At 73.7% G+C, this 26,505-nt stretch carries 23 protein-coding genes; 13 read left to right on the top strand and 10 right to left on the bottom strand.

Annotated elements, in window-relative coordinates:
• Nucleotides 1-221 precede the first annotated feature (221 nt).
• Nucleotides 222-1,583, top strand: a complete 1,362-nt coding sequence (locus AB0M28_RS05080; protein ID WP_365397918.1) for a hypothetical protein — start codon at nucleotides 222-224, stop codon at nucleotides 1,581-1,583.
• Nucleotides 1,584-1,642: 59 nt separating this feature from the next.
• Here AB0M28_RS05080 and AB0M28_RS05075 read toward each other — a convergent pair whose 3' ends face one another.
• The 4 genes from AB0M28_RS05075 to AB0M28_RS05060 all read right to left on the bottom strand — a co-directional run bounded on the left by AB0M28_RS05075 (nucleotide 1,643) and on the right by AB0M28_RS05060 (nucleotide 6,417).
• Entirely contained in the window at nucleotides 1,643-3,382 is a 1,740-nt protein-coding gene (locus tag AB0M28_RS05075) for a D-aminoacylase (RefSeq protein WP_365397915.1), read from the bottom strand.
• Between the two features lie 12 nt (nucleotides 3,383-3,394).
• On the bottom strand, nucleotides 3,395-4,516 hold the full coding sequence (locus AB0M28_RS05070) for an LLM class flavin-dependent oxidoreductase (protein WP_365397912.1): 1,122 nt from the start codon (nucleotides 4,514-4,516) through the stop codon (nucleotides 3,395-3,397).
• A gap of 108 nt (nucleotides 4,517-4,624) precedes the next feature.
• Nucleotides 4,625-5,395 (bottom strand): glucose 1-dehydrogenase, encoded by a 771-nt coding sequence (locus AB0M28_RS05065; protein ID WP_365397909.1) that lies wholly within the window; start codon nucleotides 5,393-5,395, stop codon nucleotides 4,625-4,627.
• Nucleotides 5,396-5,475: 80 nt separating this feature from the next.
• Entirely contained in the window at nucleotides 5,476-6,417 is a 942-nt protein-coding gene (locus AB0M28_RS05060; protein WP_365397907.1) for an LLM class F420-dependent oxidoreductase, read from the bottom strand.
• 210 nt (nucleotides 6,418-6,627) lie between these two features.
• Here AB0M28_RS05060 and AB0M28_RS05055 point away from each other — a divergent pair, with 210 nt between their 5' ends.
• Nucleotides 6,628-7,983, top strand: coding sequence for a glycosyltransferase (locus tag AB0M28_RS05055; RefSeq protein WP_365397904.1), 1,356 nt, complete (start codon nucleotides 6,628-6,630; stop codon nucleotides 7,981-7,983).
• A gap of 18 nt (nucleotides 7,984-8,001) precedes the next feature.
• Here AB0M28_RS05055 and AB0M28_RS05050 read toward each other — a convergent pair whose 3' ends face one another.
• Nucleotides 8,002-9,222 (bottom strand): amidohydrolase family protein, encoded by a 1,221-nt coding sequence (locus AB0M28_RS05050; RefSeq protein ID WP_365397901.1) that lies wholly within the window; start codon nucleotides 9,220-9,222, stop codon nucleotides 8,002-8,004.
• 214 nt (nucleotides 9,223-9,436) lie between these two features.
• Between AB0M28_RS05050 and AB0M28_RS05045 the strand changes: the two genes are divergently transcribed.
• The 6 genes from AB0M28_RS05045 (at nucleotide 9,437) to AB0M28_RS05020 (ending at nucleotide 15,401) form a co-directional block, all read left to right on the top strand.
• Nucleotides 9,437-12,403, top strand: coding sequence for a BTAD domain-containing putative transcriptional regulator (locus AB0M28_RS05045; RefSeq protein ID WP_365397898.1), 2,967 nt, complete (start codon nucleotides 9,437-9,439; stop codon nucleotides 12,401-12,403).
• Between the two features lie 229 nt (nucleotides 12,404-12,632).
• Nucleotides 12,633-12,797, top strand: a complete 165-nt coding sequence (locus tag AB0M28_RS05040; RefSeq protein WP_365397895.1) for a hypothetical protein — start codon at nucleotides 12,633-12,635, stop codon at nucleotides 12,795-12,797.
• A gap of 224 nt (nucleotides 12,798-13,021) precedes the next feature.
• Nucleotides 13,022-13,243, top strand: a complete 222-nt coding sequence (locus AB0M28_RS05035; protein ID WP_365397892.1) for a hypothetical protein — start codon at nucleotides 13,022-13,024, stop codon at nucleotides 13,241-13,243.
• Between the two features lie 111 nt (nucleotides 13,244-13,354).
• Nucleotides 13,355-13,834 carry a GNAT family N-acetyltransferase gene (locus tag AB0M28_RS05030; RefSeq protein WP_365397889.1) on the top strand — a complete coding sequence of 160 codons (480 nt, stop codon included), beginning with the start codon at nucleotides 13,355-13,357 and terminating at the stop codon, nucleotides 13,832-13,834.
• On the top strand, nucleotides 13,825-14,460 hold the full coding sequence (locus AB0M28_RS05025) for a LysE family translocator (protein ID WP_365397886.1): 636 nt from the start codon (nucleotides 13,825-13,827) through the stop codon (nucleotides 14,458-14,460). Before AB0M28_RS05030 ends, AB0M28_RS05025 begins: the two co-directional genes overlap by 10 nt.
• Complete coding sequence (locus AB0M28_RS05020) at nucleotides 14,457-15,401, top strand: hypothetical protein (protein WP_365397883.1); 945 nt, start codon at nucleotides 14,457-14,459, stop codon at nucleotides 15,399-15,401. The genes AB0M28_RS05025 and AB0M28_RS05020 overlap by 4 nt, the downstream gene beginning before the upstream one ends.
• 22 nt (nucleotides 15,402-15,423) lie before the next feature.
• Here AB0M28_RS05020 and AB0M28_RS05015 read toward each other — a convergent pair whose 3' ends face one another.
• A complete protein-coding gene (locus tag AB0M28_RS05015; protein ID WP_365397880.1) occupies nucleotides 15,424-17,028 on the bottom strand; it encodes a FadD3 family acyl-CoA ligase in 1,605 nt (534 codons plus the stop codon).
• Between the two features lie 206 nt (nucleotides 17,029-17,234).
• Here AB0M28_RS05015 and AB0M28_RS05010 point away from each other — a divergent pair, with 206 nt between their 5' ends.
• The 4 genes from AB0M28_RS05010 (at nucleotide 17,235) to AB0M28_RS04995 (ending at nucleotide 20,346) form a co-directional block, all read left to right on the top strand.
• Nucleotides 17,235-18,383 carry a lipid-transfer protein gene (locus AB0M28_RS05010; RefSeq protein WP_365398163.1) on the top strand — a complete coding sequence of 383 codons (1,149 nt, stop codon included), beginning with the start codon at nucleotides 17,235-17,237 and terminating at the stop codon, nucleotides 18,381-18,383.
• 6 nt (nucleotides 18,384-18,389) lie between these two features.
• Entirely contained in the window at nucleotides 18,390-18,818 is a 429-nt protein-coding gene (locus AB0M28_RS05005; RefSeq protein WP_365397877.1) for an OB-fold domain-containing protein, read from the top strand.
• 25 nt (nucleotides 18,819-18,843) lie between these two features.
• On the top strand, nucleotides 18,844-19,608 hold the full coding sequence (locus AB0M28_RS05000) for an enoyl-CoA hydratase/isomerase family protein (RefSeq protein WP_365397874.1): 765 nt from the start codon (nucleotides 18,844-18,846) through the stop codon (nucleotides 19,606-19,608).
• 144 nt (nucleotides 19,609-19,752) lie between these two features.
• Entirely contained in the window at nucleotides 19,753-20,346 is a 594-nt protein-coding gene (locus AB0M28_RS04995; RefSeq protein WP_365397871.1) for a hypothetical protein, read from the top strand.
• Between the two features lie 9 nt (nucleotides 20,347-20,355).
• Here AB0M28_RS04995 and AB0M28_RS04990 read toward each other — a convergent pair whose 3' ends face one another.
• Entirely contained in the window at nucleotides 20,356-22,710 is a 2,355-nt protein-coding gene (locus AB0M28_RS04990; RefSeq protein WP_365397868.1) for a PQQ-binding-like beta-propeller repeat protein, read from the bottom strand.
• Nucleotides 22,711-23,056: 346 nt separating this feature from the next.
• Complete coding sequence (locus tag AB0M28_RS04985) at nucleotides 23,057-23,908, bottom strand: VOC family protein (protein ID WP_365397866.1); 852 nt, start codon at nucleotides 23,906-23,908, stop codon at nucleotides 23,057-23,059.
• 201 nt (nucleotides 23,909-24,109) lie between these two features.
• Between AB0M28_RS04985 and AB0M28_RS04980 the strand changes: the two genes are divergently transcribed.
• Complete coding sequence (locus AB0M28_RS04980) at nucleotides 24,110-24,757, top strand: TetR family transcriptional regulator (protein WP_365397863.1); 648 nt, start codon at nucleotides 24,110-24,112, stop codon at nucleotides 24,755-24,757.
• 35 nt (nucleotides 24,758-24,792) lie between these two features.
• On the opposite strand, the gene AB0M28_RS04975 is transcribed toward AB0M28_RS04980, so the two are convergent.
• Both AB0M28_RS04975 and AB0M28_RS04970 read right to left on the bottom strand, forming a co-directional pair.
• Nucleotides 24,793-25,278, bottom strand: a complete 486-nt coding sequence (locus AB0M28_RS04975; RefSeq protein WP_365397860.1) for a nitroreductase family deazaflavin-dependent oxidoreductase — start codon at nucleotides 25,276-25,278, stop codon at nucleotides 24,793-24,795.
• Nucleotides 25,278-26,504, bottom strand: a complete 1,227-nt coding sequence (locus AB0M28_RS04970; protein WP_365397857.1) for an acyl-CoA dehydrogenase family protein — start codon at nucleotides 26,502-26,504, stop codon at nucleotides 25,278-25,280. Before AB0M28_RS04970 ends, AB0M28_RS04975 begins: the two co-directional genes overlap by 1 nt.
• Nucleotide 26,505 lies beyond the last annotated feature (1 nt).

Genomic DNA, 26,505 nt, shown 5'->3' with positions numbered 1-26,505 from the left:
ACCGGAAGCCTCCTGTTGGCCGCTGCGCCGTGGGCCCACTGTGCCCGGCCGCGCCGCGGATTGCCATGCCCGGGACGCCGTGTTCCCGTGCGCCGTGCGCCGTCGGTGATCTCGCGGGCGGTGCCGCCCGGGTCGGGCGGTAGGGTCACCGCGTAATCATCTGGGCGTACGGGGCGGGGAGTTGGTCTGCCGCTCCGTGGGACGGGGAGGCGGGGCGGGCGATGGCACGCGCATGGACGGCGGCGCTCACGCTGGGGGCGCTGCTGGCGCTCACCGGCTGCGGCGGGGACTCCGACGGCGGCGGGACCGCGGGCGAGGCGGCGAAGGAGCCGCGGACGACCGCGTCGGCCGGTCCGGCGCTCACCGTGCGGGTCCCCGTGCCGGAGGGTTTCGACCGGGACCGGGGCTGGCAGGACGCGGTCACCTGGCTGCCCGACGACGCCACCTCGCGGCCGTTCGCCGCCGCCGCACACGGCGAGGTCCTCGCGCTGCTGAAGAAGCAGGGCGACGCCTACGTCCTCCAGGCGCGCGACGTGGCCGGCGGGGCACTGCTGTTCAGCGGCGCGCCCTGGCGGCCGCCGAAGCCGCTCGACCTGTACAGCGGCGGCGCCGAGACCCCGGGCGTGGAGACCGTGGTGCGGGGCGGCAAGGAGTACTTCGCGCTGTGGGCCCACGGCGTCCGCGGCGAGGACGGCCTGAGCAAGGGCAAGGAGGTCGTCGCGGTGGCCCTCTACCCGGCCGACACCACCGGCGAGTCCGCAGCCCCCGCACGCGAGGCCGACGTCCCCGTGGACAGCGGCAGCAGCGAGGCGCGGGTACGGGACGGCGGTGACGGTCTGCTGGTCACCACGGCCAAGGGCGACAGCGCCTCCCTCGACGTGGCGACCGGGGCCGTCACGGCGTACCCCACCACGCTGGAACTGGCGGACACCTGCGAGCAGATCGGCTGCGTCGACTCCACGGTCCGCGCGCTGGCGCCGGAAGGGCCGGTGATCGCCCAGTCCACCGGTGGTTTCGGGATCCCGGGCGGCTGGGAGAGCAGCCGGTTCGCCCCGCCGGGCGCCGACACCGAGGGGTTCGAGAAGTACAAGGCCCGGGCACAGACCTCCGTGTCCGGGCATCTGGTCGCCTCCTGGACCGCCGAGCTCGGCGCCGACGAGGTGTCGCCCGGCACGGTCTGGTCCGTGCACGCCGCCGCGACCGGCGAGGTGGAGGCGTCGGTGCGGTGCGAGGAGGGCCCGACCGACGACTCCCCGGCCGCCCTGTCCCCGGACGGCCGCTATCTCACCGCGGGCCCGCTCGCGTTCGACCTGGAGAAGGGCACCGGCCACTGCTTCGCCGAGTCCGACGACCAGCGCGGCGTCACCCTGCTGTCCGTGGGCGACGACGGCACCGCGTACGGCCTCGTCGAGACCGACGACGGCACCGCCGGGGCCACCGTCGCGGTCCCGCTGGGGACGGGGCGGGCCGAGCCGCTGGCGGACGGCGTGCAGCCGCCGGTCCTGTCGCTGGGCGAGGCGGGTGTGTTCTCCCCGCCCGCCGACGGACCCGGCGTGCTCTTCACCGTCCTGCGGCGCGGCTGATCACCACCCCACGGCGCGGCTGAACCGGCCGGGCGGCCCGTACGCCGCCCGGCTCCGGCTCACGACGGCGCCGCGGTGGGCACCGACCGCGTGTCCCGGCCCGACCGCAGCACCTTGCCCGGGATCTCCCCCGTGACCCGGTCGTCCTCGACCGTGCGGACGCCGTTGACCCACACGCCCGTGATGCCGACCGCCTCCGAGTGCAGCCGCGGGCTGTCGCCGGGGAGGTCGTGGACCAGGGTGGCGGGGCCCGCGTCGATCCGCTCCGGGTCGAAGAGGACCAGGTCCGCGTGGTAGCCCTCGGCGATCCGGCCGCGGTCGCGCAGGCCGAAGAGCTGTGCGGGGTCGTCGGTGAGCATCTTCACCGCCTCCTCCAGCCCGACCAGCTTGCGGCGGCGCAGGCAGTCGCCGAGGAAGCGCGTGGTGTACGGGGCGCCGCACATCCGGTCGAGGTGGGCGCCGGCGTCGGAGCCGCCGAGCATGACGTCCTCGTGCGTCCAGGTCTGCCTGCGCAGCTCCCAGCTCGCCGGGTCGTTGTCGGTGGGCATCGGCCACAGCACGGTGCGCAGTTCGTCCGCGGCGCAGATCTCCACCAGGGTGTGGAAGGGGTCCAGGCCCCGCTCGGCCGCGATGTCCCGCACCACCCGCCCGGACAGGCCCTCGTTGGCCGCCGAGTACGTGTCCCCGATGACGTACCGCCCGAAGTTCGCCAGCCGCCGGAACACGCCCGCCTCCGGGCTGTCCGCGCGCCGCAGCAACTCCGCCCGTACGTCGGCGTCCCGCAGCCGGGCGATCCGCTCGGGTACGGGCAGGCCGAGGATCTCGCCCCAGCCGGGGATGAGGTTCAGCGCGCAGAACGTGCCCAGCGACATGTTCATCGGCGCGAGGATCGGCATGGTGAGCGCGACGATCCGGCCGCCCGCCTTGCGGGCCCGCTCCGAGGCGAGGAGCTGGCGCGGGACGCGGTCGGGGACGGCGGCGTCGACGGTGAGGACGTTCCAGTTCAGCGGGCGGCCCGCCGCGGCGGACATCTCCACCAGCAGGTCGATCTCCTCGTCGGCGAACTTGTCGAGGCAGCCGGCGACGATCGCCTCGATCTGCGTGCCCTCGTGCTCGCCGACCGCCCGGCACAGGGCGATCAGCTCCGCGGGCCGCGCGTGCCGGGAGGCGACCGGCCTGCCGTCGCCGTCGGAGTGCGTCGAGGACTGCGTGGTGGACAACCCCCACGCGCCCGCCTCCATCGCCTCCTTCAGCAGCGCGACCATCGCGGCGAGCTGCTCCTCGTCCGGCTGCCCGCCGACCGCGTCCGGCCCCATCACGTGCCGCCGGATCGCGCAGTGCCCCGCCATGAAACCGGCGTTGACGGCGATCCGCCCCTCCAGCGCGTCGAGGTACTCGGCGAAGCTGTGCCAGGTCCAGGGCGCGCCCTCCTCCAGGGCGACCAGCGACATGCCCTCGACCTTCGACATCATCCGCCGGGTGTAGTCGGCGTCGCCGGGCCGGGCCGGGTTGAGGGGGGCCAGTGTGAAACCGCAGTTGCCGGCGGCGATGGTGGTCACGCCGTGGTTCATGGACGGCGTGGCGTACGGGTCCCAGAACAGCTGGGCGTCGTAGTGCGTGTGCGGGTCGACGAAACCGGGCGCCAGCACGAGGCCGTGCGCGTCCACGGCCGCCGCCGCGTCCTCGGTGACCGCCCCGACGACGGCGATCCGGCCGTCGCGCAGCCCCACGTCGGCGGTACGGGCCGGCGCACCGGTGCCGTCGACGACCGTCGCGCCCCTGATCACAAGGTCGAGCATCCGCCATCCCCCTTACGACGCCTGGCGGTACCGCGTGGTGCGGTGCACGGGGTCCGTGTCGATCTCGGGGATGACGTGCTCGCCGATCAGCCGGATGGTGTTCAGGGTGTCCTCGTAGCCGATCCCGATCGGCAGCCCGAACGACAGCTGGTCGGCCCCCGCGGCCTCCCACCGCTTGCACTGGGTGAGCACCTCGCTGGGGTCGCCGCAGATCATCAGCTCCTCGGAGATGAGGTAGTCGACGAGCTCCGGGGTGTAGTCCGGGATCAGCTCCGGCCACTCGGGGATCCCGGCGGGCCGCGGGAAGGTGTCGTGGTAGCGGAACAGCAGCGACTGCAGGTAGTTGAGCCCGCCGTTGACGGCGATCTCGCGCGCCTTCTCGCTGGTCTCGGCGCAGATGGCGGTGGACGTCACCATCACGTTGTCGTTGACGTAGCCGCCGACCGGCTCGGCGTCGCGGATCGCGGTCTTGTACGAGTCGAGCACCCACTCCATGTCGGAGACTTTCTGCACGCTGAACCCCAGCACGCCGAGCCCCTTGCGCGCGGCCATGGCGTACGAGGGCGGCGAGCCGGCCGCGTACCACATGGGCGGATGGGACTTCCCGTACGGCTTCGGCAGGACCTTGCGCGGCGGGAGCGACCAGTGCTTGCCGCTGAAGCCCTCGTAGGTGTCCTGCAGCCACATCTTGGGGAACTCGGCGATCGTCTCCTCCCAGATCTCCTTGGTGGCGTTCATGTCCGTGATGCCGGGGAGGAAGCCGAGGATCTCGTGGCTGCCGGCGCCGCGGCCGGAGCCGAACTCGAACCGGCCGCCGGAGAGGTGGTCCAGCATGGCGACCTTCTCGGCCACCTTGACCGGGTGGTTGACGGGGGCGAGCGGGTTGAAGATGCCGGAGCCGAGGTGGATGCGGTCGGTGGCGTGGGCGAGATAGCCGAGGAAGACGTCGTTGGCGGAGAGGTGGGAGTACTCCTCCAGGAAGTGATGCTCGGAGGCCCACGCGTACTTGAAGCCGGACCGGTCCGCCTGGATGACGTACTCCGTCTCCTCCATCAGCGCTTTGTGCTCGGCCTCGGGATCGGCCTTGGCCCGCTTCGCGGGCACGTATCCCTGTACGAAGAGCCCGAATTCCAAGGCTGCTCACTCCCTCGTCGCTGGTTCCCGGAACGCATTTCTGACGCACCGTCAGATTCGCTTCGACTCTGGCACCGGCGTCCGGCGGGGTCAAGAGCTGACGGCAGATCAGGTCAGGCTGATCCCCGCCAGCCAGCCCCCGTCGATCACGACCGGCTGGCCGCTGATGTACGACGAGTCGTCGCAGCTCAGGAACAGGGCCAGCCGGGCGACCTCCTCCGCCCGGCCCATCCGGCCGAGCGGGACGGCCTTCGCGTAGAACTCGTCGATCCCGCCCAACGGCTCGCCGCCCGCCCGCTCCGGATTGGTCATCGCGGTGTCGACCGCGCCCGGGCACATCGCGTTGACCCGGATCGACTTGCGGGCCAGCTCCAGCGCGGCGACCCGGGTCATCGCCACCACGGCGCCCTTGGTCGCGGCGTACGAGGTCAGGCCCGCCATGCCGGACAGGCCGGTGTACGAGGCGGTGTTGACGATCGTGCCGCCGCCGGCCTCCGCGATGGCGGGGGCGGCGGACTTCATGCCGAGGAACGCGCCGACCTGGTTGACGGCGACGACCTGCTGGTACTCGTCCAGCGGGGTGTGGGTGAGGGCGTTGAAGCGCAGGATCCCGGCGTTGTTGACCAGGCCGTCGAGCTTGCCGTACGCCTGCCGGGCGGCGGCGACGGCCTGCTCCCAGTCCGCCTCCCGCGTCACGTCGAGGTGGACGTAGCGCGCCCGGTCGGGGCCGAGGTCCTTGGCGACGGCCTCGCCCTGGTCGTCGAGCACGTCGCCGAGGACGACCCGGGCGCCTTCGGCGGCGAAGAGCCGGGCCTCGGCCTCGCCCTGGCCGCGGGCGGCACCGGAGATGAGAACGACGCGTCCGTCCAGCTTTCCCATGCGGGGGCCTCTCTGTGTCGTCGGGCTTGTCTTACGGAAGGCGGCGACCCTGACCCCACGAGGTCCGGGGGCAGGGCAGGTCAGTCGCCGAGGAGCGGCGCGACATCCGTGGCGAAGGCGGTCATCTGGTCGGTGAGCTCCGTGCGCGAGCGGCTGCGGAAGCGGACCTGGATCTGGCCGACGCCCATCGCCGCGTACGCCCGGAGGGACTCCGCCAGCGCCTCGGGCTTGCCGGTGAGGGTCCGGCGGCCCGTGTGCCAGCCGGGCTCGCCGACATAGAGCGGCTCGGCGATCGCGCCGTACTCGAAGGGGCCGTCGAGGCCGGCCTCCTCCCGGAGCCGGCGGATCCGGTCGATCTGCGCGGGGAGCTGGTCGCGGGGGTCGCCCTGCGGCAGCCAGCCGTCGCCGCGCAGGGCGGCCCGGCGCGTGGCGGCCGGTGACGAACCGCCGACCCAGACGGGCGGGCCGGGCGTCTGGACGGGACGCGGGCGCTGGCCGAGGTCCCGGAAGGCGAACAGCTCCCCCTCGTGCACGGGGAACTCCTCCGGCCCCAGCGCGGCCTTCAGCCCGTCGACGGCCTCGTCGAGGATGCGGCCGCGCGCGTCGAAGTCCACGCCGAGGACCTCGAACTCCTCCCGCACATGCCCGGCGCCGACGCCGAGGACGAGCCGCCCCCCGGAGAGGTGGTCGAGCGTGGCGTACTGCTTGGCGGCGAGCAGCGGATGCCGCAGGGCGGCGACGGCGACATGCGTCAGCAGCCGGGTGCGCGTGGTGACGGCCGCGAGGTAGGCGAGCGTGGCCACGGGGTCGTACCAGGTCGTCCCCATCGCGTCCGCCAGCCGCCGCGGGATGGCGACGTGGTCGCAGCAGGCGATGTACGCGAAGCCGCCCGCGTCGGCGGTCCGGGCGATCTCGGCCAGGTCCTCGGGGCCGGCCCCGGCCTCCCAGGACTCGGCGTACATCGTGCTCTGCGACTGGACGGGCAGCTGCATCCCGTAGGCCGGACGGGCGATCGGGGGCATGGCTTCTCCTCCGCGGGGCGGTGTGGGGGCCATGGTGGTATCTGACGGTGCATCAGACAAGAGCCGTGCGCCCAGAGCGTGCCCGAGGAGGGGTGGCGTGCGCCGCCTCCCCACCGGACGGAACGGCTCCGCTGCCCGCGGCGTCCTGATCGGGTACCCGCCCGTCCGGTCCACAGGCCACGGGCTGCCTGGACACACAGGGGGTACGTGGTGAAGGTCTCGTTCCTGCTCAACAACGCCTACGCGCTGGGCGGCACGGTCAAAGCCGTCTTCCATCTCGCCGCCGCGCTGGCCGACCTACACGAGGTGGAGATCGCGTCCATGCGCCGGCTCCGCGCCAAGCCGACGTTCGCCCTCGACCCCCGGGTACGGCTGCGCCCGCTGGTCGACGACCGGAAGGGCAGCGCCGACCGGGCCGACGAGCGGTACGCGGCGCCCTCCCGCCGGTTCACCGGCGCCGACGGGCCGTGCCGGCGGTACACCGCCCTGCACGACGCGCGCGCCGCGGAGTATCTGGCGGGCTGCGGCGCGGACGTGGTGCTCGGCACCAGGGCCGGGATCAACATCCATCTGGCCCGGTACGGACCGGAGTCGGCCGTGCTGATCGGGCAGGAGCATCTGCACCACGACGGCTACGGCTACCGGCTCTGGTCCCGGATGGCCCGCAGCTACGCGGCGCTGGACGCCGTGGTCACCACCACCGAGGCCGACGCGGCGGCGTACCGGGCGGGCATGCCGCTGGCCGGCACCCGGGTCACCGCGATCCCGAACATCGTCCCCGCTCCGCGCGCGGCGCCGGCGCAGGGCACCGCCAAGGTGATCGCCGCGGCCGGCCGACTGGTCCGGGTCAAGCGCCATGACCTGCTGCTGCACGCGTTCGCCCAGGTGGCACACCGGCATCCCGACTGGGAGCTGCGGATCTACGGGGGCGGCCAGGAGCGGCGCCGGCTGGAGGCGCTGGCGGCCGAGCTCGAACTGGCCGGGCGGGTCCGCCTCGCGGGCGTGCGCAGCCCCATCGAGCCGGCGTTCGCCGAGGCGTCCCTGGTGACGGTCACCTCGGACATCGAGTCGTTCGGCATGACGATCGTGGAGGCGATGGGTGTGGGGGTGCCCGTGGTCAGCACGGACTGCCCGGTCGGCCCGGGCGAGATCATCCGCGACGGGCACGACGGACGGCTGGTGCCGGTCGGCGACGCCGACGCGCTCGCGGGCGCGCTGCTGGAGCTGATCGAGGACGAGCCGCGCCGCCGCGCCATGGGGGCGGCGGCGCTGCGGAGCGCCCGCCGGTACGAGCCGGCCGCGGTCGCGGCACGCTATTCGGCCCTCTTCACGGAGCTGGCGGACCGGGACCGCCCGCGCCGGAAGGGCCCCGGCCGGGTGGAGTACCTGCGCAAGGCGGCACCGCGCTTCGCCCGGGCGGCCGCGGCGAGGGCGCTCGGTCAGGCGCGCGCCATCGGGCCCACCGGCCTCGCGCCGAGGGCGTCCGGTGAGGCGCGCGCCATCGGGCCTGCGGCGAGGGCGCTCGGTCAGGCCCCCGCCATCCCGCCCACAAGCCCTGCGGCGTGAGCGCTCGGTCAGGCCCCGCTATCCCGCCCACAAGCCCTGCGGCGTGAGCCCCAGCAGTTCGATCGCGTTGCCCCGGACGATCCGCTCCACCTGGTCCGCCGGCAGATGCCCCATCTGTGACTCCCCCACCTCCCGCGACTTCGGCCACGTCGAGTCCGAGTGCGGGTAGTCCGTCTCGTACAGGACGTTGCCGACGCCGATCGCGTCGAGGTTGCGCAGGCCGAAGGCGTCGTCGAAGAAGCAGCCGTAGACGTGGTCGGCGAAGAGCTCCGACGGCGGGCGGTGCACCTTGTCCGCGACGCCGCCCCAGGCCCGGTTCTCCTCCCAGACCACGTCCGCCCGCTCCAGGATGTACGGGATCCAGCCGATCTGGCCCTCCGCGTACATGATCCTCAGCCCGGGGAAGCGCTCGAACTTCCCCGACATCAGCCAGTCGACCATCGAGAAGCAGCAGTTGGCGAAGGTGATCGTCGACCCCACCGCCGGCGGTGCGTCCTTCGACGTCGACGGCATCCGCGACGACGACCCGATGTGCATCGCGATCACCGTCCCCGTCTCGGCGCACGCCGCGAACAGCGGGTCCCAGTCGTCCGTGTGGACCGACGGCAGCCCGAGGTTCGGCGGGATCTCCGAGAAGCACACCGCCCGGACGCCGCGCGCCGCGTTCCGCCGCACCTCGGCGGCGGCGAGCTCCGCGTCCCACAGCGGGATGATCGGCAGCGGGATCAGCCGGCCCTGCGCCTCGGGCCCGCACCACTCCTCGACCATCCAGTCGTTGTACGCCCGCACGCACAGCAGGCCCAGCTCGCGGTCCTTCGCCTCGGTGAAGGTCTGGCCGCAGAAACGGGGGAAGGTGGGGAAGCAGAGCGCCGACTGGACGTGGTTGACGTCCATGTCCGCGAGTCGCTCCGGCACGCTGAAGGATCCCGGCCGCATCTGCTCGTACGTGATCGCCTCGAGCCGGATCTCGTCCCGGGAGTAGCCGACGGCGGTGTCCAGCCGGGTGAGGGGCCGGTGCAGGTCCTCGTAGACCCACCAGTCGGCGATCGGCCCCTCGTCGCCGGGCGCGCCCATCTTCGGCGCGAACCGGCCGCCCAGGAAGGTCATCTCCTTCAGCGGGGCGCGCACGATCCGCGGCCCCACCTCGTGGTACTTCGACGGGAGCCGGTCCCGCCAGACGCCGGGCGGCTCGACCGTGTGGTCGTCCACCGAGATTATCTTCGGGAAGGTGGTCTCCATGCGCTCCACGGTAGCGCCGATCTGACGGTCCGTCAGCTAGCGTGCAGCGGACGTCCCGGCGGGCAATCCGGGCACCCCTGTCCGTAAACGCTCCAACTCTCTCCACAACAAGGCCATATCGGGACCGCCAACGTCCGGAACCGCTGCTGACGAATGCACCGTCCTCAAGGCAGACTGATCCGATGCGGGATACGCCTCGGGGAGGGGGACGGCCATGAGCGAGACCATCGACGGCGCCAGCGGAGACGGCCGCCCGGGCGCGACGGCCACGACGGGGCGGTACGACGCCGATCTGACGTTCTCCGTCCTCGGCCCCGTCCAGGCCCGGCGGGCCGGCGCGGAGCTCGCCGCGGGCTCGCCACAGCAGCGCGCCATGCTGGCCGCCCTGCTGCTGCGCAGCGGACGCACGGCCACCGCGCAGGACCTGATCGACGCGCTGTGGGGCGAGGAGCCGCCGGAGACGGCGACCGCGACGATCCGCACGTACGCCTTCCGGCTGCGCAAGGCGCTGGGAGCGCAGACGCTGGTCTCCCGGGCCGGCGGCTACGCCGTCGTACGCGCGCCGGACAGCCTGGACACCGAGCGGGCCGAGCGGCTCGCCGCCGAGGCGGAGCGCGCCCAGGCCGGGGGCGACACGGCCCGGGGCCGCGCCCTGTACGCCGAGGCCCTCGCCGTCTGGGACGGCGGGGCGCTGGCCGGGGTACCCGGCCCGTACGCCGAGACCCAGCGCGTACGGCTGGACGAATGGCGGCTGTCGCTGCTGGAGCACCGCGTCTGCCTGGACCTGAAGGCCGGCTGCCACGCCGACGTCGTCTCGGAGCTGACCGCGCTGACCGCCGCGCACCCGCTGCGCGAGCGGCTGCGGGAGCTGCTGATGCTGGCGCTGTACCGCAGCGGCCGGCAGGGCGAGGCGCTCGCCGTGTACGCCGACACCCGCCGGCTGCTTAAGCGCGAGCTGGGCGTGGACCCGCGGCCCGAACTGGCCGAGCTGCAGGCCCGGATCCTGCGCGCGGACGACTCCCTCGCCGCGCCCGAGCCGGCCGCCGCGGCCCTCGCCGGCCCCCGCTTCCTGCGCCCCGCTCAACTTCCGGCCTCGGTCGCGGACTTCACCGGCCGCGCGGACTACGTGGACGAGCTGTCCAAGCAGCTCGCCACCTCCGAGGGCAGCGTGATGGCGGTGTCGTCGGTGTCCGGCATCGGCGGCGTCGGCAAGACGACCCTGGCGGTGCAGGTGGCGCACGCGGCGCGCGAGCACTTCCCGGACGGGCAGCTGTACGTCGACCTGCAGGGCTCGGGCCCGGCGCCGGCGGAGCCGGAGGCGGTGCTCGGCGCGTTCCTGCGGGCGCTGGGCTCCACGGACGCGGAGATACCCGACGGCGTCGCGGAGCGCTCGGCCCTCTACCGCTCGCGGCTGGCCGGCCGCCGGCTCCTGGCCCTGCTGGACAACGCCCGCGACGCGGCCCAGGTGCGGCCGCTGCTCCCCGGCACGGAGGGCTGCGCGGCGCTGGTCACCGGCCGGGGCAAGATGATGGACCTGGTCGGGGCGCAGCACGTGGACCTCGACGTGATGAGCCCGGCGGAGGCGCTGGAGCTGTTCACGCGCATCGTCGGCGAGGACCGCGTCGCCCCCGAGCGGGACGCGGCGATGGACGTCGTGGGCCGCTGCGGCTATCTGCCCCTGGCGATCCGCATCGCGGCCTCGCGCCTGTCCGCGCGGCGCACGTGGACGGTGTCGACCCTGGCGCGCAAGCTCGCGGACGAGCACCGGCGGCTCGACGAACTCCAGGTCGGCGACCTGGCGGTGAAGGCGTCGTTCGAACTCGGCTACGGCCAGCTCCCCGCCGACCAGGCCCGCGCGTTCCGCCTCCTGAGCCTCGCGGACGGCCCGGACATCTCGGTCCACGCGGCGGCCGCGATGCTGGACATGGCGGCGGACGACGCGGAGGACCTGCTGGAGCGGCTGGTCGACACCTCACTCATCGAGTCGGCGGCACCGGGGCGTTACCGCTACCACGACCTCGTACGGCTGTACGCGCGGGGGTGCGCGGAGCGGGACGAGCAGCCGCCGCAGGAGCGCGAGTCGGCGCTCGCGCGGCTCCTGGACTTCTATCTCGCCACGGGCGCCCGCGTGTACGAACTGGGGCGGCCCGGCGACCGGCTCACGGCGCATCTCGCGCCGCGGCACAGCGAGGGGCTGCCGTTCGGCGACCGGCACGAGGCGCTGGACTGGATGTACGCGGAGGCGGACTGCCTCCTCGCCGCCATCCGCCAGTTCGCGGCCGGCGCCACGCTCAGCCGCGCCATCGAACTGCTCCTCATGGCCCGCAACCTCGCCGAGTCGGGCACCCACTCGCTGCAGTGCCTCCAGGCCGCCGAGGCCGCCGTGCAGGCCGCCCAGGAGGCGGACGACCTGCGCGGTCAGGCACGGGCGCACATCGTCATCACGTACTCGCACACCTTCGCCGGCCGCTTCGAGGCCGCCGACGAACACGCCCTGCGGGCCATGCTGCTGGGCACCGCCTGCGAGGACCCGTGGGTCAGCGGATACGCGCCGAACGAGCGCGGCATCGTCAGCGGGCTGCTCGGACGTTACGGGGACGCCGGCGACTGCTTCGAGCAGGCGCTGCGGGCCTTCCGGGCGGACGGCAACCGGGCGGGCGAGGCGAGCGCCCTCAGCAATCTGTCACGGCTGCACGTCGAGACGGGGGACAAGGACCACGCGGTGCGCTTCGCCCGCGAGGCGCTGGACATCTATCTCGGCCTGGGCGGGAACCTCCGTATGGCCAATGCCCGTTATGCCCTCGGGGTCGCCCTCACGAGCGCCGGACGTCCCGCCGAGGCGCTCCCCCAGCTCTCGGAGGCGCTGGAGGTCTTCCGGGACAACCGGATGCAGCTGTGGGACGGCATGAGCCTGCTGCGGCTCGCGGAGGTGCACCTCGCCCTGGAGCAGCCCGCCGTGGCCGCGGCGCACGCCGAGAACGCGCTGGCGTGCCTGAAGGGGGTCGGCGGCGACTGGCACCGGGCGCAGGTCATGGCAGTCCTCGGCCATGCGCTGGAAGGGGTCGGCCAGCCGGGCCGGGCCCGGGCCTGCTGGACCGAGTCCGTCGCCCTGTACGACCAGCTCGGCTCGTCCCGCGCGGACGACATCCGTTCCCTGCTGGCGACGCCCGCAGCGCTCTGAACAGCAGCCGCTACGGGATGGACGTGGCCGTTCATCGGTCGTTTATCGCCTTCCGGCATGCTCATTTCTGGGCGGGCGCACCGGGGGGGAGCGTCGCCCGACAGTCGGGCCGCGACGACGCACCGCTAAGGTGAGCGGCCCGAGTAGTCGCCCGTCCGGCAATCCGCGGGGGAGTTGCCGGGCGGGCACTCACGCTTCACGAGTCCCACGTTTCAGGGGAGTTGACGACATGGCGGATGAGAAGAAGTCGAAGGTCGAGCCGCTCGGCGACGGTCACTGGCCGACCCCGCCGGAGGACGGCACGGCGACCGACGCGGAGACCACGGACGGCACCAGCACCACCGAGGCCGTGCAGCCGCTGGACGGCCACTGGCCGGCGCCGCCGGAGAACTGACAGGCGGCAGCCTCGGGGGAGGCGGGCCGGCCGCGACGACGAGAGGGGGGTCGCCGCGGCCGGCCCTTTTTGCTGCCCTTCAGGGCGCCCACTGTCCGTCGAATCACTTGATTCCAGTCTATTGACGGCTATTTCCAGCCAGCCGCCTAGAACTGATGTTCCTTCGGCGCTAGCGTCTCCACATCAACTCCAGGCACACAAGCCTCAATTGACGGGAGACCGCAATGAACCGCTCGAAGAAGACCCTCGTCACCGTCGCCGCCCTCTTCGCCACCGCCCTGCTCGGCGGCAGCTCGTCCTCGGCGATCCTGGCCGACCACCACATGCCGATCGCCCCGGACAGCGGCAGCACCGTGCGCGCCGACCACCACATGCCGGTCGCCCCCGGCAACGACGGCACCGTCACCCTTGCCGACAGTCACACGCCCGTCGCCCCCGTCAACTGACCCACCGCACCGCACACGCACCCCGCAGGGCCCGGCAACGGCGGCCGTCCGACGGCCACCGCGCCGGGCCCGCGGCGTGTGCGGAGCGCGGTGGCGGTTACGATCGCGATCATGAACGACTGGGACATACGCCCCGCCTCCGCCGCCGACACCGAGTCCATCGCCGAGCTGCGGGCCGTCGTGATGCGGCCGGACCTCGAGCGGCTGGGGCGCTACGACGCGGTGCGCGTGCGGCAGCGGTTCCGGGACGCGTTCGTGCCGGAGCACGCCTGGGTCATCGAGGCGGACGGCGGCGCCTTCGCCGGCTCCGTGGCGCTGCGTCCGGACGGGGACGCGCACTGGCTCGAGCACTTCTTCCTCGATCCCCGCCTCCAGGGCCGCGGCATCGGCTCCGCCGTCCTCAGCCGACTGCTGCGGCGATGCGACGAGGACTCCGTCCGCGTCCGCCTCAACGTCCTCCAGGGCAGCCCCGCAAGACGCCTCTACGAACGCCACGGCTTCACCTTCGTATCCGAGGATCCGATCGACGTCTACCTCGTGCGCGAGCCGGCGCGGGCCGCGGCCCCGTACGATGACCATCCGTGGCAATAGACACCGCGCTCTGGTCCTTCGCCCTCGTCGTGGGGCTCCTCACCCTCACCCCGGGCCTCGACACGGCCCTCATCCTGCGTACCGCCGCCCTCGGCCGCCGCACCCGCGCCTGGGGTGTCGTCCTCGGCATCCAGACCGGAACCCTGGTCTGGGGCGCGCTGACCTCGGCGGGCGTCACCGCCCTGCTGACCGCCTCGCGTCTGGCGTACGAGGTGCTCCGCTGGGCCGGCGTCTGCTACCTGCTGTGGATGGCCGGCCGCATGCTGTACGACACGTTCCGCGGCGGCGCCGAGACCGCGCCCTCGGCCGAGGCGCTCTCCGGCGCGGACTCCCTGGCCGGCGGCTGGCGCCAGGGCACGCTGACCAATCTGCTCAACCCCAAGGTGGGCGTCTTCTACGTCGCGGTCCTGCCGCAGTTCATCCCGGAGGGCGCCCCGCACTTCCCGATGGGCCTGCTGCTGACGTCCGTCCACATCACCGAGGGCCTGCTCTGGTCGACGGTGCTGCTCCTCTCCGCATCCGCCTTCGGCCGCTGGCTGCGCCGCCCGAGGGCCCGAAGGATCCTGGACCGGATCACGGCCACGGTGATCGGCGGCCTCGCCCTGCGGCTGGGCTTCAGCGAGTGACCGGCGCGGGAAGGGCCGGAGCCCTGGCCCTGATCGCGGCGCTGGCGCTGGCCTCCTGCGCACCTGGACCGGCACCGCGCCGCTCGTCCGGCACCCCGTCACCGAGCGCGGCCCGGAGCAGCACGCCCGCCCTGCCGTGCCCGAACAGCACTCCGCAGCCGAGGTCCGCCGAGCACTACCACTACGCCGGCAAGCTGCCCGAGGGCACCGTGTCCAGCCCGGCGTACCGCCTGAGGCCGGTCACCCGCGGCGCCGTCGGGCAACTGGCCCGCGCCGTCGGCCTCGACGGGGTGGACGAGAGCGCCGGGGACCAGCCGGGTGACCGCGTCTACGAGCGGAGCGACTACGTCAAGGGCCGCCTGTACGTGGACACCGGCCGTCGGATCTGGCGGTTCGACCGGGGCACCGTCCCGGAGCGGGCGACCCCGGTGAGCGAGGCCGCAGCCAAGCGCATCGCACAGCCGCTGCAGCGGACGCTGGGCATCGAGCACGCCGACGTGGACGCCTCGCAGATCCTCGGACACGGCCAGGACGACGTCCGGATCGTGACCGTGACCCCGGTGATCGGCGGCGTGCGGCCGCTGGAGCGGACCGTGCTGCACATCGACGGGTCGGGGCGGCTGATCCAGGGGACGGGGTTCCTGCTGTTCCCCGAGAAGGTCCGGTCCGTGGAGGGACCGACGGCGCGGCAGGCCCTGCGCACGCTGGACCAGCCGGGACAGGGCGCACCCGGCTGCCCGCAGCCGCCCGACATCCACTACACGGTGACGGGCGTCCGGCTCGGCCTGAAGCCGTACCGGTGCGCCTATCCGAGCACGTGGGCGCTGGAGCCCGCCTGGGTCTTCGACCTCACCGGCAGGTCGGGTCCGTACCAGCCCGACGAGACCGAGACCTCCCGGGGCTTCCTCTCCACCGGCTCCCAGGGGTGCCCCTCCCGCTGAACAGGCGCGCCGGGGAGCCGCCTCAGGCGCCCACCTCCCGCAACCGCGTCTTGAGGACCTTCCCCGACGCGTTGCGCGGCAGCTCCGCCACGAACTCCACCGCCCGCGGCACCTTGTAGTTCGCCATCTCCCGCCGCGACCACGCGATCAGGTCGTCCTCCGTCGCCGTCGACCCCGCATGCCGCACCACGAACGCCTTGCCGACCTCGCCGAGGCGCGCGTCCGGTACGCCGATCACCGCGACGTCCGCGACCGCGGGGTGCAGGCCGAGGGCCTGTTCGATCTCCGCCGGGTAGGCGTTGAAGCCGCCGACGATGAACATGTCCTTGATCCGGTCGGTGATCCGGAGGTTGCCGTCGGCGTCCATGACGCCCACGTCCCCCGTGCGCAGCCAGCCGTCCGGCGAGACCGCGGCAGCCGTGGCCTCCGGGTCGCCGTCGTAGCCGCGCATCACGTTGTAGCCGCGGGCCAGCACCTCGCCCTGCTCCCCCGGGGCGAGCCGCGAGCCGTCCGGACCGGCCACCGCCACCTCCGTGCCGGGGATCGCGCGGCCCGAGGTGTACGCCACGACCTCCGCCGGATCGCCGCGCCGGCACATGGTGACCACGCCGGACGCCTCGGACAGCCCGTACGCCGTGAGGACCGTGGCGATCTTCAGCTCCGCGCGCAGGCGTTCCACCAGCCGCAGCGGGATGACGGCCGCGCCCGTCACCACCAGGCGCAGGGCCGACAGGTCGTGCCGGTCGCGGGCGGGGTGGTCGAGGAGCTGCTGGTGCAGGGTGGGCGGGCCGGGCAGGACGGAGACGCGCTCGGCGGCGATGTTCGCGAGCACGGTGTCCACGTCGAAGACGGGCTGCGGGATCATCACGGCGCCGCGGGTCAGGCAGGCGATGATGCCGGCCTTGTAGCCGAAGGTGTGGAAGAAGGGGTTCACGATCAGATAGCGGTCCCCCTCCTCCAGCCCGGCCAGCTCGGCCCAGGTGTCGTACGCGCGCAGCGTCTGCGCGTGCGTGATGACGGCGCCCTTGGGGTGACCGGTGGTGCCGGAGGTGAAGATGATGTCGGACGGGTCGTCGCCCCGTACGGCGTCCCCCCGGGCCCGTACGACGTCCGCGTCCACCGCGGCGCCCCGCCGGAGGAAGTCGCCGAAGGAGCTGAAGCCGACGGGCGCGTCGTCCGACAGGACCACCACCTCGCGCAGGTCCGGCAGCCCGGGCAGCGGTCCGCCGCCCGCGCCGGTGCCCGCCGCCCGGCGCAGGGACGCGACGTACGACGTACCGAGGAAGGTCCCCGTGACGAACAGCAGCCGCGCCCGCGAGCGCCGCAGCACGTACGCCGCCTCGCCGCCCTTGAAGCGCGTGTTCACCGGTACGAGCACCGCGCCCGCGGACACCGCGCCCAGCGCCGCGACGATCCACTCCAGGGTGTTGGGCGCCCAGATGGCGACCCGGTCGCCCGGCTCCACCCCGGCGGCGACGCACGCGGCAGCGGAGCGCTCGACGCGTGCGCCCAGTTCGCCGTACGTCAGCCGCGTCCGGCCCTCGACGACCGCCTCCCGGTCCGCGTACCGCTCCGCGGCCGCGCGCACCAGTCCGGGGACACTCCCGTACCTCAGGTCTCCGCGCATCTCACCCTCCCGGCAGCTGACTACCCGTCAGGTTAGGTCAACCTGACCGCACTGTCAGCAGGGCCGTACGACTCCGAGGCGACGGCGCGGGATCTCCCGCGTGCGTAGCTGACTACCCGTCAGATTCGCGCTACCCTTCGTGCCGCACGGACGCGGAAAGGCCCGGCGTGCCGGGGTCGACGACGAGGCGAAGGCGGCTGATGCTGATGGGGACCCTCAAGGACGCGACCGCGATCGCCGGCATCGGGCAGACGCCCTTCGCCAAGCACCTCCCCGAGTCCGAGAAGACCCTGGCCTGCCGCGCGATCCTCGCGGCCCTCGACGACGCCGGCATCGAACCGCACGAGGTCGACGCCTTCGCCTCGTACACGATGGAGGAGACCGACGAGGTCGAGGTGGCCAAGGCCATCGGCGCCGGTGACGTCACGTTCTTCGCCAAGGTCGGCTACGGCGGCGGCGGTTCGTGCGCCACCGTCGCGCATCTCGCCGCCGCCATCGCCACCGGCCAGGCGAACGTCGGCGTCGCCTGGCGCTCCCGCAAGCGCGGCAGCGGCCCCCGCCCCTGGACGAACACCGCCGCCCAGCTGCCCACCCCGGCCCAGTGGACCCGCCCGTACGGACTGCTGCGCCCCGCCGACGAGATCGCCATGCTCACCCGCCGCTACATGCACGAGTACGGCGCCACCCGCGACCACCTCTTCAACATCGCCCTGGCCTGCCGCAACCGCGCCAACCAGAACCCCGCCGCGGTGATGTACGACCGCCCGCTGACCCGCGAGATGTACATGAACGCCCGCTGGATCAGCGAACCCCTCTGCCTCTACGACAACTGCCTGGAGACCGACGGCGCCCTCGCCTGCGTCGTCGTCCCCGCCGAACGCGCCCGCGACTGCCGCCGCAGACCCGTCTACGTCCACTCCGCCGCCCAGGGCCTGCCCGCCCAGCACCACGGCATGGTCAACTACTGGAACGACGACCCCCTGACCGGCCCCTCCTGGGCCACCGCCCGACAGCTGTGGAAGCACGCCGACTTCGGCCCGGACGACATCGCGGTCGCCCAGATCTACGACGCGTTCACCGCGCTCATCCCGCTCTCCCTGGAGGGCTACGGCTTCTGCGGACGCGGCGAGGGCGCCGCCTTCACCGAGGGCGGCGCACTGGAGACCCGCGGCCGGCTGCCGCTGAACACCTCCGGCGGCGGCCTCTCCGAGGCGTACGTGCACGGCTTCAACCTGATCACCGAGGGCGTCCGCCAGCTGCGCGGCACCTCCACCGCCCAGGTGCGCGGCGCGCAGACCTGCCTGGTCACGGCCGGCGAGGGCGTCCCCACCTCCGCCCTGCTGCTGAGGAGCTGAGCCATCGTGCTGCTACCCGTCCAGGACGACGACGGCGCCCCCTTCTGGACCTACGCCGCCCGCGGCGAGCTGCGGGTCCAGGCGTGCGCCGGCTGCGGCGAGCCGCGCTTCCCGCCGCGTCCTTGCTGTCCGCACTGCGGCTCGTTCGACACGGACTGGAGACTCATGTCGGGCCGCGGCCGGATCTGGTCGTACGTCGTGCCGCACCCGCCGCTGCTGCCGTCGTACGCCGACGTCGCCCCGTACAACGTGGTCCTGGTGGAGCTGGCCGACGATCCGCGGATCCGGCTGGTGGGGAACGTGGTCGCGGCGCCGGACGCCGCGCTCGACTCGGTGCCGGCGGAGCGGCTGCGGATCGGGGCGGCGGTACGGGCGGTGTTCTGGGACACGGGGGAAGGCGTCACCCTGCCCCGGTGGCAGCTGGAGCGGCCGTGAGCGTCACGAGACAGGTGGAGCGCGCATGAGCGTCACGACCCGGACCGAGGACGGCGTCGCGGTCGTCACCCTCGACCGCCCGCACCGCCACAACGCGCTCGACCTCGCCACGGCGGACGCGCTGCGCACCCTGTGGCGCACCCTGCGCCTGGACGACGGGGTACGGGCGATCGTGCTCACCGGCGCCGGCGACCGCGCCTTCTGCACGGGCCTGGACCGCGACGCGGTCGTACCGCAGCCCTCGTCGCCGTACTCCGTGGACGATCCGCTGCTGGACGTCGGCCCGAAGTCGCAGGACCTGTGGAAGCCGGTGGTCGGCGCGGTCAACGGGATGGCCTGCGGCGGCGCGTTCTACCTCCTCACCGAGTGCGACTTCCTGATCGCGGACGAGAACGCGACCTTCTTCGACCCGCACACGACGTACGGCATGGTCAACGCGTACGAGGCCATCGCGCTCACCCTGCGGATGCCGCCCGGCGAGGCGGCCCGCCTGGCCCTGATGGGCTCGGCCGAGCGGATCGGGGCGCGCCGGGCGTACGAGACGGGGCTGGTGTCCGAGGTGGTCCCGCCCGGCCGGACGGTCGAGGCCGCCGTGCGCGCGGCGACGGTGATCGCGGGCTCCCCGACGACGGCCGTGCAGGGAACGGTACGGGCGCTGTGGACGGCGAAGCTGGCGGCACGGCAGCAGGCGTTCGCGCAGGCGGACGCGCTGATCTCGCTGGGCAGCGCGGCGCCGGGGGACCAGGCGGAGCTGTTCGCGCGGCGGGCGGGCGAGTACCGGGTGCGGTGACGGGGCGCGGGGTGCGGCGGGCGCGCGCCTGCGGATGCGGCCCCGCCCCACCCGGCGTAGCGTCGGTCCTGGGAGAGGCCCGTCACGGGCCGTGTGCCTAGTCCGACCGGAGGCGAGCGGACCATGCGGGCAACCGTATCCACCATGCGTCTGTTCGTCGGGTCCGTCCTGGCGCTCCTAGGAGCGGCGGCCGCCGTCTACAGCCCCTTCCGTCCGTGGTACGACGGCCGCCTCGGCCAGCACTACGCAGTCGACGACCTCTTCGACGGCATCACCGATGCCCGCTCCTCCCTCATCGGGTCGATCTTCCTGATCATGCTGGCCGCCGCGGTCGTCGCGGTGCTCGGCGTGCTGCGGAGATCGCGCCTCGTGATCGGCGTGGCCGGGCTGATCGTGCTGGGCACGCTGCTGCTGTGGATGATCCGCCAGGGCCAGATCTCGGACGGTCTGTCGATCACGACGACCGGCGACGGCCTGGGCGCGGGCGTGGCGTACGCCTTCGGCGCGGCGGCGCTGATGCTGCTGGGCGCCGGGGTGCTGGGCAGGCAGAGCAGGACCGCGCGGCTCAGCGCGGTGGAACCGGCCGCACCCCCGGCCTACGCGGCGGAGCCGGCAGCACGGGCCCACGAGTCCCAGCCGGAGAACGTGGTCCGCTTCCCGGACGCGACCGGCGGGCAGGACCTCCGCCAGACGGCCGACGGCAGCCCGCCCCCGCAGGAACACCGGGACGCGGCGTAACCCCGGCGGTTACCGCCCCGACCGTCCCGTGCCCTCGGCGGCGTCCAGCGCGTACACGCAGCGGTCCTTGCTGCACGCGTACACGACGCCCTGGGCCACCACGGGCGACCCGGTGATCTCGCCCCCGGTCTCGAGCTTCCACCGCAACTGGCCGCCCATCGCGTCCACCGCGTACAGCCAGTGGTCGGCGGAGCCGAAGTGCACCCGGCCGTCCGCCGCGACCGGCGTCCCGATCAGCTCGCCGCGGGTCGCGAAGCGCCACTTCGGCGTCCCGGCGACGGCGTCCAGCGTGTACAGCGCCGATCCGGACCCCACGTGCACCGCCCCGTCGGCGACGAGCACGGGCTCGATGGAGTTGCGCGCCTCCGTGGCGATCCGCCACCGCTCACGCCCGTCGGTGGCGTCCAGCGCGTACACCGTGCCGAGGTAGTCGGCGAGGTACACCCCGCCGCCCCCCACCGCCGCGCCGGGCGCGAAGGCCGGCGGGCACAGCAGCACGGCCGGCGCCTCGAAGGACCAGCGCAGCCTCCCGTACGCCGCGTCCAGCGCCAGCACCCGCTTGCCCGCGGAGACGTACACCGACCCGTCCGGCGCGGACAGCAGCCGCACCGGCACCCCGCCGCACGCCGCCGCGTCCCCGACGGGGTACGACCAGCGCTCGGCGCCCGTGCGCGCCTGCAGGGCGCGCAGCCGGCCCTCGGCCCAGACGAACACCGTGTCGCCCTTGATGACGGGCCCGGCGTCCGGCGTCTCGAACTCCGTGTGCGCCCCGGCCAGCTCCCACAGGGGCTCGCCCGTGACGGCGTCGCGGGCCTGCACGCCGCCGCCGCGGGTGCCGGTGACGACGACGCCGCCGTCGACCCGCAGCGCGTACACCCAGCCGTCCACGCTGCGCCGCCACCGCTCGCCGCCGTCGGAGGCGTCCAGGGCGTACAGGCTGGGCCCGTCGGAGGCGTGGATACGGCCGTCGGCGACGGCCATCGTCCAGGCGACCTCACGGGTCTTGAACTGGCGGCGCCCGCTCATCACGTCGAGCGCGTGGACCTCGAAGGACGTGACGTACAGCAGGTCGTTCACGACCGCCGGGGTGCCCCAGACGTCGTTGGACATCCGGAAGCGCCACGGCCGCCAGCCGCCCTTGGGCCTGGGCTCCTCCACGGCCGCCGGGGCGGGGCGCGCCGCCGGGACGCCGTTGTGCGCGCCGGCTCCCGGCGGGCGGACCCAGCCGGCCACGGGATGCGCGTCGGGCGTCATCCGCAGCCGGGCCGCCGTGGCGTCCTTCACCCGGGGACCGGGCCCGATCGGCACCGCGGCGCCCGCCAGGCGCACCACGCCGCCGGGCTCCTCCACGGCGACCGGCGCGGGCTGCTGCTGCACCTGTACGGCGACCGGCGGATGGTCGGGCCTGGGCGGCGGGCCCACGGGGCGGGGCGGGGCGGGACGGGGTTCGGTGGTGTGCGTCGTACGGACGCCGCGGCGCTTCTCGATCAGCTCGACCGCGACGCCCGGCAGCCAGGCCGAGGCCGTACCGGTGTCGTCGTCGTTCCCGGAGCTGAACAGATGCGGGGCGAGCTGCGCCTGCAGCTCCGCGGGGCTCGGCCGGTGCTCCGGCGACATCTGCATGCAGGACTCGATGAGCGGGCGCAGCTCGTCCGGCAGCCCGTCGAGGTTCGGGCCCTCGCGCAGCAGCATGAAGACGGTCTCGACCGGGTTCGCCCCGTGAAAGGGGGCGTGGCCCGTGCCAGCGAAGACGAGCGTGGAGCCGAGCGAGAAGATGTCGCTGGCGCCCGTCACGCTGCGGGAGTCGCGGGCCTGCTCCGGTGACATGTACGCCGGGGTGCCGACGGCCACGTTGGTCATCGTGAGCCGGGTGTTGGAGACGCCCGAGGCGATGCCGAAGTCGATGACGCGCGGGCCGTCCTCGACGACCAGGACGTTGGAGGGCTTGAGGTCCCGGTGGACCAGCCCCGCCCCGTGGATGGACTGCAGCGCCTCCGCGATACCGGCCGCCAGCCAGCGCACGGCCTGCGGGGGCAGCGGCCCGCACTCGGTGATGATCTCCTCCAGGGAGGGCGCGGGCACGTAGGCGGTCGCGAGCCAGGGCACCGCGGCGCGGGGGTCGGCGTCCACGACGGCCGCCGTGTAGAACCCGCTGACCGAACGCGCCGCCTCCACCTCGCGCGTGAAGCGCACCCGGAAGAGCTGGTCCTCGGCCAGCTCCGTACGCACCGTCTTGATCGCCACCCGGCGGCCGGACGCCGAACGCGCGAGATAGACCAGCCCCATGCCGCCGGCACCCAGCCGGGCGAGCACCTCGAACGGGCCGATCCGTCTCGGATCGTGCTGCGTCAGCTGCTCGACCACTTCCCTGCCACCTCCCCGTAGGGGCCTCTTCGTACCGGTCGGATACGACAGTCCCCGTGCAGCCTCTCACCGCGAGCGCACAGCCGTCAGTCCGGGTACGCCTGCCGATTCTCCCCGGCGAGGGGCCTCGTTGCGAACCCGGGGGCCGTTCGGGGTGTCACAGTTCACTCGCACTTTCGGACAGGTGATCGAAAGGGGGCTTTGTGTGCGTAAGCGGGGGTGGGCGGAGGGGGTGCGTCCGTTCCGTTCGGTGGTCACGTCCGCTCCGTCCGGCGTCCGCAACGCGCGCGTTCCGCGGGTCACGCCCGGCCGGGCCCCGCCGCCCGGGGCCCGGCCGGCGCGCCCCTCAACCGGCGGCAGGGGCCTTCCCCAAGCTCTCGAACTTCGCTCGAGCAGGGGATACCCCACTAGCCGCCTCGGGGTTCCGGGGTGGGGCGAGCACGGCGAAGCGCGCGCCCTGGTTGTCCGCGAGGATGGCCCACCGCCCGTACGGCGAGTCCCGCGGCTCCAGATGCACCCGGCCGCCGAGCCGGCGGGCGGTGCCCGCGGCGGCGTCGGCGTCGGCCACCCGGAAGTAGAGCAGGAAGTGCGGCGGCATCTCCACGGGGAAGGGCTCACCGAGTACGACGCGGGCGGCCACGGCGGTCTTCACACCGGGCTCCTCGCCGTGCAGCGACCACAGCCGGGCCTCCGGATCGTCGGGCATCGGCGCACCGACGAAGCCGAACACCTCCTCGTAGAAGGCGTCGACGGACTCGGGCTCACGCGTGTGGTTCTCCACCCAGCAGTACGCGCCGGGCTCGTCCTGGCGGCCGAAGCCGACGTCCCCGGCGGGCTGCCAGATACCGAAGACGGAGCCGCCGGGGTCGGCGGCCATGGCCATCGTGCCGAACTCGCCGATACGCATGGGGCCCATCACGAGCCGGCCGCCCGCCTCCGTGATCCGCCGCACCGCCGCCGCGGCGTCGGGTGCGGCGAAGTAGATGTTCCAGACGGTCGGCATCCGGCCGTCCGGCTTGGCGGCCAGGGCGGCGACCTTCTCGCCGTCGAGATACGCCTCGGTGTAGCCGTGGAACTCGGGCGGCGCGGGCGGGCCGTAGGTCCAGCCGAAGAGCTCGCCGTAGAAGCGCTTGCCCGCTTCGAGGTCGCCGACCATCACGTCGGCCCAGCAGGGTGCGCCCTCTGCGAACGAGACCATCAGGACTCCTTCTCGATTTCCTGTGCCCAAGTTATCGGTGGATCAAGGACTTCGCTCGCGAAACGGATCGAACATATGGTCAATTCTGTTCGACCGCCGCTCGGCTGCCGGGGTGCTGCCGCACTCCTCGGGGATGCCGGTCCGTTCCCCCTTTGCCCTCCGCCGGATCGCGCCCCGATCACCGCTCGGTAAGCTGACGGCATGACAGGTCAAGTCCGCACGGTCGACGGCCGGGTTGCGGGGCGCCGCGGCCAGGCCACGCGCACGAAACTGCTGGAGTGCCTGAGCGAGATGCTCAGCTCGTCGCCGTACCGCGACGTCAAGGTCATCGACGTCGCACGGAAGGCGGGCACCTCGCCGGCGACGTTCTACCAGTACTTCCCCGACGTCGAGGGCGCGGTGCTGGAACTGGCCGAGCAGATGGCGCGCGAGGGCGCGTCGCTGACGGAGCTGGTCTCCGGCCGCTCCTGGGTCGGCAGGTCGGGGGCGCAGGCCGCGGACGAACTCGTCGAGGGATTCCTGTCGTTCTGGCGCCAGAACGAGGCGATCCTGCGGGTGGTGGACCTGGGCGCGGCCGAGGGCGACAAGCGCTTCTACAAGATCCGCATGAAGATCCTCAACTCGGTGACGAACTCCCTGACGGAGTCGATCGAGGACCTCCAGTCGAAGGGCAAGGTCGACGCGTCGGTCTCACCGGCGGCGATGGCGGGCTCCCTGGTCGCGATGCTGGCGGCGGTCGCCGCGCACCAGAAGGGGTTCCAGACCTGGGGCGTCAAGCAGGCGGAGCTGAGGCCGAACCTTTCGCTGCTCGTACATCTGGGGATGACGGGGCGGAAGCCGCCCAAGTAGGGCTTCCTCCGTGATGGCGCCCGCACCGTGGCCGGCTACCGGCGTTCCAGGCGGAACACGCGGATCCGGCGCTCGATCCGGGCCTGGTACGTGGCGTACGGGGGCCAGAACTCCAGGATCCGCGCCCACACCTCCTCCCGTTCCGGGCCCTGCAGGAGCCGCGCGCGGACCGGGATGTCCTCCGCCTTCCAGCTGATCGACGCCTCCGGGTGGGCCAGGAGGTTCGCCGTCCAGGCGGGGTGGCCGGGGCGGCCGAAGTTGCTGCCGATCAGGATCCAGGTGCCGGACTCCCGGTCCGGCATGCACGCCAGCGGCGTCACGCGCGGCAGTCCGGACTTCGCGCCCGTCGCCGTCAGGACCACGCTCGGCAGCATCAGGGCGCTGAGGATCAGCCGCCCGCCCGTCATCCGGTGCAGGAAGCGGTCCAGCGGCGGTACGACGCGCGGGCCGACCCGCATGAACGTCCTGCTCGACGAGACCTTCTGCACCACCCGTACGCCGGGCCCGCTGCGTGCTGCCATCAGACCGTCACCGCCTTCCGCTCGTGGGGTTCACCGGCTGTGAACAGGCCGGACAGCCGCGCCGCGTGCGCCCGCAGCCGGTGCGGCGCGCCGAAGAGCAGGCCGTCGGACACCGCCCGCTTGAAGTACAGCTGCACCCGGTGCTCCCAGGTGAAGCCGATCCCCCCGTGCAGCTGGATCGCCTCGCCCGCCACGGTCCGCTGGGCCGACAGCGCCTGGGCCAGGGCGAGGGGGCCGGCGGCCGTACGGTCCTCCGCGCCGGGTGTGGCCGCCGCCCAGGCCGCGTAGTACGCGGCCGAACGCGCCGCCTCCACCTCGACGTACAGATCCGCAAGCCGGTGCTGCACGGCCTGGAAGGACCCGATGGTCCGCCCGAACTGCTCGCGCACCTTCACGTACTCCACCGTCGCCGTCAGCGCCTCGGCCGCGGCGCCCACCGCCTCGGCCGCGAGCGCCGCCGCGGCGACGGTGCCGGCCTCGGCGAAGGCGGCGGGTACGGGCGTGGGGGTGTCGCTGGCGCCGTCCCTCAGCAGCTCCGCTTCCGTGTCGCGGAGTTGTACGCGGCCCTGGGCCCGGGTCTCGTCCAGGGTCCGGGTCCGCGTCACCGTCAGACCCGCCGCCCCTGCCCGTACCACGAAGACGAGAATGTGGCTGCGCGCGAAGCCCCCGTGGTGCGCCGGGACCAGCAGCAGCTCCGCGCCGGGCGCCCCGAGGACCTGCTCCGCCTCCCCGTACAGCAGCCACCGCCCGTCACGCCGGCGGGCCTGGACGCCGCCGGCGCGGCCGTCGCCCGCCCAGGGGCCGGTGTTGGGGCCGGTGAGGGCGAGCGCCTCGGTGAGACGGCTGCCGGGTACGGCGACGGCGGTGGGCAGCCCGCCGGCCAGAGCGGTCAGCAGTTCATGCCGCTGCCCGTCGGCGGCCAGGGCCTGGACCAGCGGTACGGCGAGGGCGGCCGTCGGCAGCAGCGGCGAGGGCAGCAGCACCCGCCCGGCCTCCTCGCATGCGAGTGCCAGCTCGGTCACCGTGCAGCCCGCGCCGCCGTCCGCGGCGGCGACCGCGAGACCGGCGAGGCCGAGGTCGCCGGCCAGGCGGTGCCACAGGCGCCGGTCGTGGCCGGCGGGGGCCAGGCACGCGGCGCGTACGTCGTCGGGGCCGCAGCCCTTGGCGAGGGCGGTGCGCAGGGTGCGGCGGATCTCCGCCTGCTCCTCGGTGAAGGCAGGGTCCATG

This window comes from Streptomyces sp. NPDC051940, from assembly GCF_040680895.1.
Taxonomy (GTDB): domain Bacteria; phylum Actinomycetota; class Actinomycetes; order Streptomycetales; family Streptomycetaceae; genus Streptomyces.
This window is presented reverse-complemented; position numbering and strand designations above follow the sequence as displayed.